Source organism: Nostoc sp., from assembly GCF_036919495.1.
Taxonomy (GTDB): Bacteria; Cyanobacteriota; Cyanobacteriia; order Cyanobacteriales; family Nostocaceae; genus Nostoc.
Genome location: NZ_JBALBZ010000206.1, coordinates 113072 through 127956 on the forward strand (window position 1 = coordinate 113072; position 14885 = coordinate 127956).

Sequence of the window (14885 nt, forward strand, 5' to 3'; positions counted from 1 at the left end):
TCGCGTCTGTAGAATTAGGAGTTAGGAGTGGGGAGTAGGGAGTTAGAATGTTTTGATAGTCGCTGGACTATGTTTTATGTATTACAATTGATATTTCAGAATGTTAGTTTGTGTAATTTTGTTGTTTAACAAAATCAGCGATGCGTGGATGCAAGCTAGTACGATAAACTTAAATTTATGTTTCCGAATTTTCTTCCGACATCTGTTGGGCAACTGACAGAATCTGCTTCGATCGCACTAGCTCAAAGTATTCAAACAACTGCGATCGCTACTCCTTTAATTAATCAACCAGTTACCACAACATTTGTCAAGCAAGGGAGTGGTGGAACTCCTATTTTATTAATTCACGGCTTTGATAGTTCTGTATTAGAATTTCGGCGGCTTTTGCCATTACTGTCTGGAGATAATGAAACTTGGGCGGTGGATTTGTTGGGTTTTGGGTTTACAGATAGACTCTCAGGAATTGCCTATAGCCCAACTGCGATTAAAACCCATCTTTATTATTTCTGGAAAAGTCTGATTAACCAACCTGTAATTTTGGTAGGCGCTTCGATGGGGGGTGCAACTGCAATTGATTTTACGTTGACTTACCCGCAGGGCAAACGCATCTAAATTACTCTTGATCGAAACGAAGGTTAATAACCAACGAAAAAATAAGGATTTCGCGTTTGATTATTTTTTAAGCCCCAAAGCGATCACTTAAAATTTTCGCAATAAGCAAAAGTTAATGACATAATTTTTAACTCTATTGAAAATAGGGCTTGCTTATTGACATGGTGCGGCCGCCCTGGACTTACCCGGAAGTGGTAAAAAAGCTGGTGTTAATTGATAGTGCTGGGTTGGCAGGTGGTTCGCCATTAAGTAAATTAATGTTTCCCCCATTTGATTATTTAGCAACCCAGTTTTTGAGTAATATGAAGGTACGCGATCGCATTTCCCGTATTGGATATAAAAATCAAAGTCTTGCCTCTGTCGATGCGCTATGTTGTAGCGCATTACATCTACAAATGCCGAGTTGGCATCAAGCTTTGATTACTTTCACTAAAAGTGGTGGTTACAGTGCTTTTAGATTTAAAAAAATATCACAAATTGTCCAACAGACGCTAATTTTATGGGGCGATTCCGATAAGATTTTGGGTACTGGGGATGCCATGAGATTTAAAAGAGCAATTCCACACAGTACCCTCGCCTGGATTCAAGATTGTGGCCATCTCCCACACCTAGAACAACCACAAATTACCGCGCAGCATATTTTAGGCTTTCGAGTTTAATTGTAGTTCAAACCTAAGAAATCTTATGCATCTCTTGCACATTATTGGATGTATTTAGGGAGAACGTCTTAAAAAAATATGACGGTATACTGTGGCGGAAGTTTGCCTACCTTTGACAAGGGGCAAAATCCCCTTGTCTGGTTAATTGTGGCTAGCTGGATTTGCGCCAAGCTGTACTAGTCAAGTAACCACATCTCATTAGAACTATCAGGATACTCATTTGGTTGATTTTGTGGTTGATTTTGAGCTAGTGATTGCGATGACCGATGTGATTTTTTGTAGTTAAGTGGATTGTAGTGGTCTTTTACTGGTTTTATAGCACCAGTTTCTTTTACAACACTACCAGCATACTCATCGGGTTGATTTTGAGCTAGTCTTTCTGATGAAAGATGTGATTTTTTGTAGTTATATGGATTGTAGTGTTCTTTTACGGGTTTTATAGCACTAGTTTCTTTTACAGCTACAGCAAGTTTAGAATTATCTTCTGCTGTTTGTTTTAAAGAATTAATTTCTTCGATCAGCTTGGAATTCGCTTCTGCTAGTTGCAGTGCTGTTTTTTTTGTTTCTTCAAGTTCTTTTGCTACCTGTTGTACTAATGATTTATGTTCGGATGCTAATGTTTTTTGTTTAGATAATTTTGATTGCAAATCAGCAATTTCTTGCCCAAGAGATGCTTCATTTTGATGACTTTTTTCCAGATTAGCTGTCAACTCTTTGATAGTTGCTTCTAAATCAGCCTTAGTTGGAGTTGTGCGCTTAGTAGAATTTGGCTCAGGTGTTTGTGCTGAGGATTCTTCATCTGATGAAGCTTGTTCTTCGGCAATTTCTTCTGCTGTAATTTCGATCGCAGATTCGCCTTCTGAGGATGTAATTTTTTGCGCCTCTTCTTGTAGTAAGTCAGAGAGACTTTGTTTCCTAGCCATTATTATTTTCTCCAATCACGCTGTAATTCATCAGCTGCACGGCGGTAGTCTAACTCCGCCTCCCGTGCATTACTTCCTCGCCATTGACTAATCGCTACACCCTCAAGTGCCGCTCGTTCATGAGCCTTATAAGCACGGATAAAGGTATTACAAGCAGGAATACCTAATCTAGTGAGAGTGTTTTTTGCTTCTAGTGCTTCCCCTATACTGCGTGTATCCACTTTGGTAAGCAGTACCCGATGGGGAGTTCCCACGGGGATGACGGCTTCCTTAACTGTTTCCACTAGGATAGCTAAATCCATTGCGGCTGGGGGTGTAGGCAAAACTAGATAATCTGCGATCGCAACTACCGCCACTAATGCTTCAGAGCGCAAGGCGGGAGGCGTATCCACCACTACTAAATCGTAACCTGTTATCTTACCTAAATTACCTAAAAGTGTCGGATCTGTTTCTTGAGATAAATCAAATCCCATTCCCTGCTGACTGCGCCCAAACCACCAGCTGGCAGAACCTTGAATATCTGCGTCAATCAACAGTACCTTTTTTTTCTTCGCAAAGTTTGCAGCCAGATTGACTGCGGTGGTCGTTTTACCGACTCCTCCTTTACCGTTGAGAATAGCGATGATTTTTGGCACTGCTTGCTTCCGATGCGGCCTTATACCATTTTAGATTTTGGATTTTCAAAGAGCTAGTGGTAATCGCTTTAGGCGCTCCATTTGTCGAAATCATTTTTTAAATTGCTATTACAAGAATATACCGCTTTATGTGGGCCTCAAGAACATGAAAACTCGTAACAATAAAATTCATCAGCCATCAATTCCCCAAACTCCGATGACAGCAACTTCCAATTTGCCTGATGGGCCTCAAATGCCGCGCTGGCTGCGGATGATCAAGTTTATTGGTCAGCCTATAAAATATGTGGATGATTTTGCCAAAATTTATGGTGACACTTTTACCATCAGGAGTAGTCGCTCTAACAACCATATTGTGTACTTTAGTCAACCACAAGCACTTGAGCAGATTTTTACTGCTGATTCCAGCCATTTTGAGGTTGGCAGGGGGAACATAGGACTAAAATTTTTGCTTGGCGATCGCTCCTTTATGTTAGCGGATGGCGTGAGCCACCAGCGCCAAAGGCAACTACTAACTCCTCCTTTTCATGGCGAAAGGATGCGGGCTTATGGTCAGGATATCCAAAAAATAACCCGACGAGTGAGTAATGAATGGCAAGTTGGCAAGCCTTTTAAGATCCGCGAGTCGATGCAAGAAATCACCTTGCGTGTTATTCTGCGGGTTGTATTTGGTTTAAATGAGGGAGAGCTTTTTGAATCACTGAGGCGATCGCTAAGTGACTTACTAGACTTCATTAGTTCGCCCGTAATGTCTAGCGCCTTCTTTTTCAGCTTCATCCAAAAAGATTTCGGTGCGTGGAGTCCGTGGGGCCGGATTCTACAACAACGGCAAAAAATTGATCAACTTATTTATGCTTTACTTCGAGAACGTCGGGCTGAATCCGAGCAAAATCGCCAAGATATCCTGAGTTTGATGATGGCAGCCCGTTACGACGATGGTCAAGGGATGTCAGATGAAGAATTACACGATGAGTTGATGACACTGCTAGTTGCAGGACATGAAACTACCGCTTCTGCATTGACATGGGCTTTTTACTGGATTGACCATTTCCCAGAGGTGCGTGGAAAATTACTAGAGGAACTCAATACGATTGGAGTTAACCCCGATTTGAGTAGTGTAGCTAAATTGCCCTATTTGACAGCAGTGTGCCAAGAAACATTGCGAATTTACCCAATTGCCATGACTGCTTTCGTGCGGGTTGTGAAGATCCCAATTAAAATTATGGGCTACGAACTGCCACAAGGGACAGCAATAGTCCCCAGTATTTATTTAGCGCATCATCGAGAAGAAGTTTACCCACAATCCAAGCAGTTCAAACCAGAACGCTTTTTAGAAAGACAATATTCACCTTATGAATATTTCCCCTTTGGTGGCGGGAATCGTCGCTGTATTGGAATGGCATTTGCTCAGTATGAAATGAAAATTGTCTTGGCAACTATTTTGTCAGAATTTCAAGTATCCCTAGTGAACAAACGTCCTGTGCATCCTGTGCGGCGTGGGTTAACTATAGCTGCACCTGCCGGAATGCGGATGGTTGCTACACATCAGGCGAGTTTCTGATTGCGATAGATGAATTTCTCCATATAAAAAAATTGTAGAGACGTTTTCACAATTGGCGTCTCTACAATTTTTTTATTCGGGTACTAATCAAAATCCCTGTACGAATAAATAGCAGGCTAATTAATAAGGAATAGCTCTCAGAAAGCCACCAGCTAAGTTGAGCGCAAAGAAAGCTAAGATCGGAGAAAAATCCATACCACCTAATGGGGGAATAATTGAGCGGAAGAGATTCAAATAAGGGTCGGTTATCTGGGCTAAAGCAGCAAATGGCTGATTATACCAGTTGATTTGTGGAAACCAGGTCAACAAAACCCGGATAATTAGCAAATAGCTATAAAAGGTGACAAAGGTAACTAGTGTCGTAATCAGTAAACTCATGGATAGCTTTGTTTCCTACTAAGTGTCAAACGCGGTCTTATCTTTTAATTTTAATTTAGTCTATGTCATGATGTTTGCGGATTTAGCACTTACCACACTTGACATTTTCACCACGCTTGAACAAACTTCAAGAGTCTTTAGTGAGGGAGCGGTCATTAGTTGCTTGGGGTGAACCGCTATTAACATTTCCTAGTTGCTTCCGCACATCATCAATTGTGGCATTTAGCTGGGCAATTTTATCTTCTAGCGATCGCCTAGCCGTTTCTATACCAATACTCTCGCTTTCTGAGGCTTTCATCTGACGCCGCTTTGCTGCTATTTTCTTGGCTTCGGCTTGGCTATCCGTTAGTTCTGTCTCCTCCTCTGCTAGCAACTCTGGATTACGTCGAGAAGCAATAAGTGCCCCGATAACACCGCCAAATACGCCACCGACAAATGCCCCTGCTATAAAACCACTGCCAAAACCATCTCGTTGACTCATATTACCGCCTTCAACAAACCTTGCAACTTTTACAGTAGTTATGCTATTTTCCTGCCCTAGCTGCATACTAGCTTAAGTCCCAAAGATGCGATCGCCTGCATCTCCCAATCCCGGTACAATATACCCCTTGTTGTTAAGTTTTTCGTCAATAGTCGCCGTGTAAATTATTAAACCTGGATAAGCTGCACTCAGTTTTTGCAAAGCTGGTGCAGCTGCCACTACGCAAACAATCCGGGTCAAGGTCGGATCGGCACCCCGTTGTGTTAATTCTGCCATTGCCGCCATGATCGACCCTCCTGTTGCCAACATAGGATCGGTAATTAACACTCGTGTTTCGGGGTTAAATTTTTCTGGTAACTTGTTCAGATAACAATGAGGTTGCAGTGTTTCTTCGTCTCGCGCCAAACCAAGATGGTAAATAGAAGCTAAAGGCAGTAAAGTCTGCGCTCCCTCAAGTAATCCTAGTCCAGCCCGCAGAATCGGCACTACTGCCACTGGTATTTGCGGATCAATCACGGTTGCCAAACAGGTATCCAAGGGACTCTGCACCGTCGTTTCTTGGGTTGGCAACCAGTCTCGCGCAGCTTCATAAGTCAGCCATCTTCCCAACTCAGTCATGGCACTGCGAAATAATACTGAAGGTGTGCCTGCATCACGGGCAACTGCCAGCCAGTGTTTGATCAGGGGATGGGGTGGAACATAAACCCGCAATTGTAGCGTCATAGCCAGAAATAAAGGCTTTTTTATTGTATAAGAACTGAAAACACCATAATACTCTTTCCTGCATCCGGCTGACAGATGATAATTAACACTATCAATTTTATTGATAAATTTTTTCATTAGTAGTTGACATTAATTCTCAATCAAGGCTATATTGTTATACAGTGTTCTCCTCTCTTTTAAGGATCGGCAGACGGGATTAGCCAGCAGCAGCAGGCTCGTCCCTCTTTTTTTTGTTGAGGATTGGGGATTGGGGATTAGGCATTAGGCATGGGGGAGAATAACTAATGACTAATGACTAATAACTCAAATGCAAGATATTGATGTGATCGTGATAGGGTCTGGGATTGGCGGATTAGTAACAGCAACCCAGTTAGCAGCTAAGGGAGCGAAAGTGCTGGTACTGGAACGTTATTTGATTCCAGGTGGGAGCGCTGGTTATTTTGAACGCCAAGGCTATCGATTTGATGTTGGCGCATCAATGATTTTTGGGCTGGGACAGAATGGCACTACTAATTTACTCACCCGCGCTTTGTCAGCTGTGAATGTTAGCCAAGAAGCGATCGCAGATCCGGTGCAGATTCACTATCATTTACCCCAAGGTTTAGACCTGAAGGTTGACCGGGTTTATGAAAAATTTTTGCAAAATCTTATTGCTCATTTTCCCCATGAAAACCAGGGGATTCGTCGCTTTTATGACGAATGCCAAAAAGTATTCAAGTGCCTCAATCGCATGGATTTGCTGTCGCTGGAAGAACCTCGGTATTTACTGCGGGTATTTTTCCAACATCCTTTAGCGTGTCTCGGTTTAGCTAAGTATCTGCCCCAAAATGCCGGGGATGTGGCGCGGCGCTACATTAAAGACCCGCAATTATTGAGATTTATCGATATGGAGTGTTATTGCTGGTCGGTAGTTCCATCAGACATGACACCAATGATTAATGCTGGGATGGTCTTTTCTGACAGGCATTATGGCGGAGTTAATTATCCTAAAGGCGGGGTGGGACAAATTGCCCAAAAACTGGTGGAAGGTCTAGAGAAGGCTGGAGGTAAGATTCAGTACCAAGCTAGAGTTACGAAAATTCTCACAGAACAGGGAAAAGCGGTAGGTGTACAACTGGCTAATGGTAAAGTATATCGGGGTAAACGCATAGTTTCTAATGCTACACGCTGGGATACATTTGAACAATTACTACCAGCAGAAGAAATGCCACATAATGAGAAAAAGTGGCAACAAAATTATCAAAAATCTCCAAGCTTCTTGAGTTTGCACATCGGAGTAAAGGAGTCAGTTTTAGCTGTGGGGACAGAGTGTCACCATATTTTGCTGGAAGATTGGGAAAAGATGACAGCAGCAGAAGGCACTGTTTTTGTTTCGATTCCCACATTGCTTGACCCAGATTTAGCACCAAATGGATATCACATCATTCATGCCTTTACACCTCACTGGATAGATGATTGGAAAAAACTCTCTCCAAGTGAGTACGAAGCGAAGAAAGAAGAGACGGCTTGGCGAATTATTGCTCGCCTAGAGAAGATTTTTCCCGGCTTAGATGCTGGATTGGATTATTTAGAATTGGGGACACCTCGCACCCATCGCCGCTTTTTGGGTCGTCAGGATGGCACTTATGGGCCAATTCCCCGGCGCAAGTTGTGGGGGTTATTGAATATGCCCTTTAATCGCACAGCTATTCCAGGGCTTTATTGTGTAGGCGATAGTACTTTTCCGGGTCAAGGGTTGAATGCAGTAGCTTTTTCTGGGTTTGCTTGCGCCCACCGCATTGCTGTAGATTTAGGATTGTGAAGGCTCCAGTGTCAAAGCTGCTGCGATCGCTAATTAGCATTTTGATAGCAATCGTTGTCATGACTAACATTTTTTAAATCTTGGGTTCGTTATACCAATTCTGTATAGAAGAAGCGCTTATGGTGCAAGAAATAAAGAACGAACCGCCAAGAGCGCCAAGTACGCCTTCGCGTTGGCGAAGCCTCTCGTAGAGAAGCGTCTCGAAGAGAAGAAATAAGAAATTAAGAGATTTGGCGCAGCTTTATAAAGAAACGGTAAGCTGTTACGTATATAACTTGCATTATCAGGGCGGGCAGGATGCCCACCCCACAATCATCTTGAAAAAATATTAGTGCAAATTAAAGGCGCAACAGCTTATTACCATTCCCGCCTCGGAATAAATTCCAAGGCTAATAGTTAAAGTCCTCTCAAGAGGACTAAATACAAAATTTTCAGCCATGTAAAATGGAAAATTTCAGTCCACTTGAGTGGACTTTAGCTATCAGCCCAGAACTTAAGTTCTGGGCGGGATATTGGGTAAGCGCGAAACTTTGACTGTTACACAAATGTGGTTAACGACAAGCTTTTTAAGGGCGCTATTAGAGCGAACCCCAAAGATTTATGGTGTTAAGTTATAAGCTTAATTTGACACTAATGACCACATGCGCCTCTAGGGGAATTAGATAATTGTGATTTTACTTGCAGCTTTAGTAGCCTTTTCCCTTGCCTCTTGAACATTCACACCCTTCGCTAAAGCTACGCCCATTCGCCGATATGGATGAGCATTAGGTTTGCCAAATAATCTAATATCTACATCTTTTTCTGACAAAGCATCGGCTACTCCATTAAAAGCAATAGAATCAGATTTTTCTGAGGCTAAAATTACCGCACTGGCTGATGCTCCTAGCAGTTCTATATGAGGAATTGGCAAGCCTAAAATTGCTCGCAGATGTAGTTCAAATTCATTGAGATTTTGTGAGATTAATGTCACCATTCCCGTATCGTGAGGTCTGGGAGAAAGTTCAGAAAAAATCACTTCATCTTTGGTAATGAAAAACTCAACGCCAAAAATTCCGGCTCCTCCTAAAGCATCAGTAACTTTGATGGCTATTTCTTGAGCTTTTAATATTTTGTCTTCAGAAATTTCTGCGGGTTGCCACGATTCTTGATAATCTCCTCGTTCTTGGCGATGACCAATAGGAGAACAGAAAAGAGTGGGTGCATTCCACTGTTTAATTGTTAGTAAAGTTATCTCAATTTCAAAGTTAATAAATTCTTCTACGATGACCTTTTGACTGTCCCCTCTAGAATTAGCGATCGCATAATTCCAAGCCTTCTCAACTTCACTCTTCTCCTGCACTACAGACTGACCCTTACCAGAGGATGACATCACAGGTTTAACAACATTACTAAACCCAATTTCATCAGAAACTGCAATCGATTCTTTTAGAGTTGTTGCATACCCATATTTAGCCGTTCTGATGCCTAATTGTTGATGCGCCAGTTCCCGAATTCTATCGCGGTTCATTGTATAGTTAGTGGCAGCCGCAGTCGGTATAACTGTAATCCCTTGCTGCTCAAATTCAATCAGTTTTTCTGTTCTGATTGCTTCAATTTCTGGTATAATAAAATCTGGCTGATGTTTTTTTACTACAGCTTCTAAATCATCAGCACTGAGCATAGAAATAACTTCATAAGCATCAGCAACTTGCATCGCTGGAGCATTAGCGTAGCGGTCAACGGCAATCACATAATTACCAAGACGTTGAGCAGCGATCGCAAATTCTTTGCCTAGTTCTCCTGAACCCAGCAACATCAATTTTTGGGGTAACTTAATACTCATTAACTTATCCAGCCAATTTCAATTTAATCATCTTATAATTTTTTGTGTTTTCATTACCATTTTTTCAAGAATTAAATCTAGCTCCGCGTAGTTGTAAATCTTGACGTTGCAGTTCATTTAGACCAATACCTTCGCCAAGCTGACACTTATCTACTAAAGTCTCTAACCAAATAGTCTCATTCAGAGTTGCACCTCGTAAATCAGCATTTCTCAAGTCAGCTTTTGTAAAATTTACGAATAATAGGTCTGCATTTACTAAACTAATATTTTGCAGATTTGCTTCTGATAAGTTTCCTCGAATGAAGTTTATACCATCTAAAATTAACCCAGATAAATCTGCTCCAATAAGATTAGGAAACTTTAGCTGACTCGGATATTTTAAAAATCGCATCATACAAATGATATTTGCTTCATTTAGTCGTATTTTAGTTAAAAAGTCATAACGAGCTATGCCCAGTTGCTTAAGAATTTGTAGACGCTGTGGGGGACTTTGTTCTAAAAACTGAATAGCTGTATGGCGTAGGTCTTGAGTAGGGATATTTAACATGATTTTCAGATTTTCGTGATACTTGTGTCAATAAAAAAATTAACAGATAATGTAAGCAAATAATAGATAATAATACCGATAATGATACCTTTTATAGCGTCTGCGGTCGGTGGTACAGCAAATGGAGTAATGATGAATGCTTGCGGACATTCGGTGATTGCCTTCATCAAGGTTTGGAATAGGTCATAATTTAGCAAAAGTAGGTAAAGCATACGCTCTACCTACTTATTAATTCTTATTCTGCTACTTAGGAAAACCTTGCAAATTAAACCTTCATTTTTTCCTCTAGTATCAAGTTATTTCTGATAGTGGTGGGATAACGTTATTAATCCCATTACCAGACGAACCATTAATTGCATAACGGTATTCGGGAACTGGATATCCAGCTTCGTTAAAGGTTTCACGGATAGCTTTATTAGTGTCGAAGTAAACCTGCCAGTAGTGGTCATTATTGCAATAAGGACGTACTGCTAGTACAGGCCCTGCAAAGTTGAAATTCTGAATTTCAACATCCGGTGCTGGATTTTGAAGAACATTAGGAATTTGGCTAATTTTCGCTTTTAAAAGTGCGATCGCTTCGTTATGTTTGACATCATGATGGAGTTGCGCCACTAGATCAACCCGGCGGTAAGGATTGGCAGAAAAATTCTGGATATTATCAGCAAAGATTTTATTATTGGCAATAATCGTCAATACGTTATCAGGTGTATTAATACTAGTTGTGAACAGTCCAAGTTCTGTAACAGTGCCTATGACACCTGCTGTTGTGATGAAATCACCAACTTTGAATGGTCGAAAAACGATTAAAAAAGCTCCGGCTGCAAAGTTCGCCAATAGTCCCCCCCATGCTGCACCAATTGCAATACCAGCTCCTGCTAACAATGCAGCAAAGGAAGTTGTTTCAACCCCAAAGAAGCCGAGAATTGCCACAACTAGAATAATTCTCAACGTAACGCCAATGATATTCAGAAAATAGTTAATGAGTGTTGGATCAACCTGTTGGCTTCGAAAAGCACGTCGCGCCAGCTTTAATGCAAAATCAATCAAGCGTTGAGCAATCAGCCACAGAGCGATCGCACCTAAAATTTTCAGCCCAAACAGAGTTAATAGTTGACTAGCAACTACGCTAATTTGCCTGAAATCCATAATTTTTTTGTTTGTGAATTATTAAACACAATAAACATACAATGAATTAAATAAAAATCTCCTATAAATACTTTTTTTTAATTTTTGGTATGCTATGCAGTCAAAAAACAAAGGGTTCTCAGAGAATGTCTGAAAATTTTTGAATGAATATAAATGCTTTCTTTTGCGGTAGACAGCATTAGACTGATTTGTACTGAGCGTTATCGTTGGCGAGCCTCTCCTAGAGAAGTAGCACTCACGCCGAAGTCTTGCCTGCCCTAAAAATTCAAGAGACATCATAGTAAATAAATTAAAAACTCCATCGGTACATTTTGCTAGGTATGATATTTAATCTATAAGCATTTACCTAGTAATAATCAGCTATGACCCAGAACTACCGCATTACTCTACTACCCGGCGATGGCATTGGCCCTGAAATTATGGCAGTGGCGGTAGATGTGCTGAAAGTCGTAGGGAAGCAATTTGATCTGAAGTTTGAATTCCAAGAAGCCCTTATTGGTGGTGCAGCAATTGATGCCACAGGGGAACCCCTACCATCTGCTACTCTAGATACCTGCCGTAACAGTGATGCTGTATTACTCGCTGCCATTGGTGGTTATAAGTGGGATTCTCTGCCATCAAATTTACGCCCAGAAGCAGGTTTGTTAGGGCTACGTGCAGGTTTGGGATTATTTGCCAATTTGCGCCCAGCGAAAATTTTGCCCCAGTTAATCGACGCCTCAACTTTGAAACGCGAAATTGTGGAAGGCGTGGATATTATGGTGGTGCGTGAACTCACTGGCGGGATTTACTTCGGTAAACCTAAAGGGATTTTTGCCACAGAAACTGGTGAGAAACGCGGTGTAAATACAATGGTTTACAGCGAATCGGAAATCGAACGCATTGGACGAGTCGCGTTTGAAGCAGCCCGCAAACGTGGCGGAAAACTTTGTTCGGTGGATAAGGCGAACGTATTAGAAGTATCTCAGTTATGGCGCGATCGCATCACCCAACTTTCACAAGAATATCCAGATATCGAACTCTCTCATTTATATGTAGATAATGCTGCTATGCAGTTGGTACGCGCTCCCAAGCAGTTCGATACTATTGTCACAGGCAATTTGTTTGGTGATATTCTTTCTGATGCTGCTGCCATGCTCACAGGTAGTATTGGGATGTTACCCTCAGCTAGTTTAGGCGCTTCTGGGCCTGGTGTATTTGAACCAGTCCACGGTTCCGCCCCAGATATTGCCGGACTTGATAAGGCAAATCCTTTAGCACAGGTTTTGAGTGTGGCAATGATGTTACGCTACGGTTTAGACCAACCAAAAGCGGCAGATCACATCGAACAAGCCGTATTGCAAGTTTTAGAACAAGGCGATCGCACCGGAGATATAATCTCTCCAGGAAAAAACCTTTTAGGTTGCCGCGCTATGGGCGATGCACTGATTTTAGCTCTCGAAAAAAAATAATTAAAATGCCACTTGGGCAATTTGGCAACCTTTGCTATAAGTTTCGGGTAGACTAAAGGGAAATCTAGCAATCAAATAACAGTCGATAGTGTACGCATTACGACAAGGTCAAGTAAATTTTACCGCCCCAAAGAACCAATCGCCTTTGATTGATCCCGCCCTAATCAGAGCCGCCGGGCAGATATACTATACTCACTGTGAAGTACATCCCGAAATAGCTGGGCAACCTTCCGGTGTAGCAATTAATCGTGTGACTCATCGAGGTAAAGTTATTTTTACTAACCAACCAGTTCTTTTACCTCAAGAATGTTTTGTGCCCTTGAGTCAAATAGAATCGCACATGTATTAGTTATTGGTCATTGGTCATTAGTCATTGGTCATTAGTTCTCGACAAAGGACAAAAGATAAACGACAAATGACACAGGACAAATGACAAAGGACAAATGATTGTATGGACATTTTGTTCGCCATTTTGGCGAGTGTAATGGTCTTTGCTTTAGGTGCATCTATTGGCAGTTTTATCAACGTTATTGTTTATCGGCTACCTGCTGGGTTGTCAATTCTTTGGCCGCCCTCTCGTTGTCCTAAATGCTTAAACCAGCTAAAAGCTTACGACAATGTACCAGTATTTGGCTGGATTTCGTTAAGAGGACGCTGTCGATATTGCAAAAGCAAAATTTCTGTCCGTTATCCTGTGGTAGAAGGGGTAACGGGCATAATTTTTTTACTAGTTTTTTTGGTATTCCAAGTTTCGACTTTAACAATAGGCTATTGGGCTTTTTGTAGTTGGTTATTGGCGCTATCGCTTATCGACCTAGATACAATGACTTTACCCAATCCACTTACTCAGTCGGGTTTGGTGGTGGGAATTTTGTTTCAAATGGTGGTTGGTTTTTTACCAGAGGCTAGTTTCGTGGCATTGGTAAATCACCTGATGATGGCAATAGTAGGTGCAGTATTGGGCTTATGGCTATTTGATGCGATCGCTCTATTGGGTTCAATTGCTTTTGGTAAAACTGTAATGGGTGCAGGTGATGCCAAGTTAGCAGCCATGATGGGAGGCTGGTTAGGCTGGAAATATTTGCTCTTAGCTAGTTTTATTGCTTGTGTACTAGGAGCGTTAATTGGCAGCAGTGTAATTATGGGTAGACGCAAAACTGCAAGTCAAGAGACATCGCTACCAAGGTTAGGACAAAAGATGCCTTTTGGCCCTTTTCTGGCTTTAGGATCTGTGATTACTCTATTTAGCGGCGAAGCCCTTTTGTCTAGCTACCTGCGGTTATTCTTTCCAGCATCTTGAACTGGAGTGGGGAGCAGGGGGAAAATTCCTCTCCTCTGCACCCTTCCTCCTGCCCCTCTGCCTCTTCTCCATGCCCAATGCCCATTCATAATAAATATTTATAGTTCGTGACTGTAACCAGCATTACCCCATCTACCCTTGATATTTTGATAATATTCAGCTTGTGACTTGTATTACCCTTGTGAACTACCCTGCCGTCTAAACGGATGTAGCTCTCCCAATTCATCAGGAATATCAAGAGAACTCCGTAGTTCCATTCTACTAACATCCCTCCAAGGGCAGAAATCCTGATTCCCAAGACCCAAATTTTTTACCCATAGCTCTGCCTTACTCCTTCCCTGCGGGACGCTGCGCGAACGGAGAAGCAAGCTACGCGTAGCGTCCCGTAGGGAAGGGTTTTCTTGCAACATATACCTATAAGCTTGGTTTTCGCTTGTGGCATTGATGGTCAAGACACTAACTATAATATCCGAGAAATCGGTATTCCTTATATATCCTGGATGCAATCGTCATCAGCTGCTCACAATCCCCACCTTATGAATACATTGTTCAAGTTAGGTCTTGCAGAGAAGGTGGGGACTTCCGTAATCCGTTAACGACGATTATCGTTGGCAATCACAACTAGTGCAACAGATGCTGATTGATCATAACCTAGCAATACAAATCATTGATTTGGGTAGGAGGGGGAAAGCATCTTATTTGGAGGTTGATATTCTCATGGCTTTGTCAGTATGTCCATATAATTAAGTCTGCTGAAAAAAGAGCAAGAGACTTGTATTGGCATAAGTATTTTCGTTAAGCTGGCAACCAAAGATGAAAATTAAGGTCTGAATTGCTTAAAAGCGTAGT

13 protein-coding genes and 2 pseudogenes are annotated in these 14885 nt (G+C 41.7%); 7 read left to right on the forward strand and 8 right to left on the reverse strand.

Features of this window, described 5'->3' with window-relative positions:
- Positions 1–177: 177 nt before the first annotated feature.
- A pseudogene (locus V7K25_RS28870) lies at positions 178–585 on the forward strand (alpha/beta fold hydrolase); the annotation flags it as partial.
- Between the two features lie 206 nt (positions 586–791).
- A pseudogene (locus V7K25_RS28875) lies at positions 792–1271 on the forward strand (alpha/beta hydrolase); the annotation flags it as partial.
- Positions 1272–1447: 176 nt separating this feature from the next.
- On the opposite strand, the gene V7K25_RS28880 reads toward V7K25_RS28875, so the two are convergent.
- Positions 1448–2194 (reverse strand): hypothetical protein, encoded by a 747-nt coding sequence (locus tag V7K25_RS28880; protein WP_335162956.1) that lies wholly within the window; start codon positions 2192–2194, stop codon positions 1448–1450.
- A gap of 2 nt (positions 2195–2196) precedes the next feature.
- Positions 2197–2829 (reverse strand): ParA family protein, encoded by a 633-nt coding sequence (locus tag V7K25_RS28885; RefSeq protein WP_229467979.1) that lies wholly within the window; start codon positions 2827–2829, stop codon positions 2197–2199.
- Positions 2830–3025: 196 nt separating this feature from the next.
- Here V7K25_RS28885 and V7K25_RS28890 point away from each other — a divergent pair, with 196 nt between their 5' ends.
- Positions 3026–4387, forward strand: a complete 1362-nt coding sequence (locus V7K25_RS28890) for a cytochrome P450 (RefSeq protein ID WP_335163180.1) — start codon at positions 3026–3028, stop codon at positions 4385–4387.
- Positions 4388–4507: 120 nt separating this feature from the next.
- On the opposite strand, the gene V7K25_RS28895 is transcribed toward V7K25_RS28890, so the two are convergent.
- The 3 genes from V7K25_RS28895 to upp all read right to left on the reverse strand — a co-directional run bounded on the left by V7K25_RS28895 (position 4508) and on the right by upp (position 5969).
- The gene (locus V7K25_RS28895) at positions 4508–4765 is read right to left on the reverse strand and encodes a YggT family protein (RefSeq protein WP_100899972.1); all 258 of its coding nucleotides are present in this window, start codon (positions 4763–4765) and stop codon (positions 4508–4510) included.
- 127 nt (positions 4766–4892) lie between these two features.
- Positions 4893–5246 (reverse strand): hypothetical protein, encoded by a 354-nt coding sequence (locus V7K25_RS28900; RefSeq protein WP_335163182.1) that lies wholly within the window; start codon positions 5244–5246, stop codon positions 4893–4895.
- A 72-nt stretch (positions 5247–5318) separates the two neighbouring features.
- The gene (gene upp / locus V7K25_RS28905) at positions 5319–5969 is read right to left on the reverse strand and encodes a uracil phosphoribosyltransferase (protein WP_335163185.1); all 651 of its coding nucleotides are present in this window, start codon (positions 5967–5969) and stop codon (positions 5319–5321) included.
- Positions 5970–6276: 307 nt separating this feature from the next.
- Here upp and crtH point away from each other — a divergent pair, with 307 nt between their 5' ends.
- The gene (gene crtH / locus V7K25_RS28910; RefSeq protein WP_335162960.1) at positions 6277–7770 is read left to right on the forward strand and encodes a carotenoid isomerase; all 1494 of its coding nucleotides are present in this window, start codon (positions 6277–6279) and stop codon (positions 7768–7770) included.
- A gap of 658 nt (positions 7771–8428) precedes the next feature.
- On the opposite strand, the gene purT is transcribed toward crtH, so the two are convergent.
- The 3 genes from purT to V7K25_RS28925 form a co-directional block, all read right to left on the reverse strand.
- Positions 8429–9592 (reverse strand): formate-dependent phosphoribosylglycinamide formyltransferase, encoded by a 1164-nt coding sequence (gene purT, locus V7K25_RS28915; RefSeq protein ID WP_335162962.1) that lies wholly within the window; start codon positions 9590–9592, stop codon positions 8429–8431.
- A 64-nt stretch (positions 9593–9656) separates the two neighbouring features.
- Complete coding sequence (locus V7K25_RS28920; protein ID WP_335162964.1) at positions 9657–10139, reverse strand: pentapeptide repeat-containing protein; 483 nt, start codon at positions 10137–10139, stop codon at positions 9657–9659.
- A gap of 291 nt (positions 10140–10430) precedes the next feature.
- The gene (locus V7K25_RS28925; RefSeq protein ID WP_335162966.1) at positions 10431–11285 is read right to left on the reverse strand and encodes a mechanosensitive ion channel family protein; all 855 of its coding nucleotides are present in this window, start codon (positions 11283–11285) and stop codon (positions 10431–10433) included.
- A 362-nt stretch (positions 11286–11647) separates the two neighbouring features.
- Here V7K25_RS28925 and leuB point away from each other — a divergent pair, with 362 nt between their 5' ends.
- From leuB to V7K25_RS28940, 3 genes are all read left to right on the forward strand, one after another.
- Entirely contained in the window at positions 11648–12736 is a 1089-nt protein-coding gene (gene leuB, locus V7K25_RS28930; protein ID WP_335162968.1) for a 3-isopropylmalate dehydrogenase, read from the forward strand.
- Positions 12737–12824: 88 nt separating this feature from the next.
- Positions 12825–13085, forward strand: coding sequence for a hypothetical protein (locus V7K25_RS28935; RefSeq protein ID WP_229453967.1), 261 nt, complete (start codon positions 12825–12827; stop codon positions 13083–13085).
- A 102-nt stretch (positions 13086–13187) separates the two neighbouring features.
- Complete coding sequence (locus V7K25_RS28940) at positions 13188–14036, forward strand: prepilin peptidase (protein WP_335162972.1); 849 nt, start codon at positions 13188–13190, stop codon at positions 14034–14036.
- Positions 14037–14885: the final 849 nt, after the last annotated feature.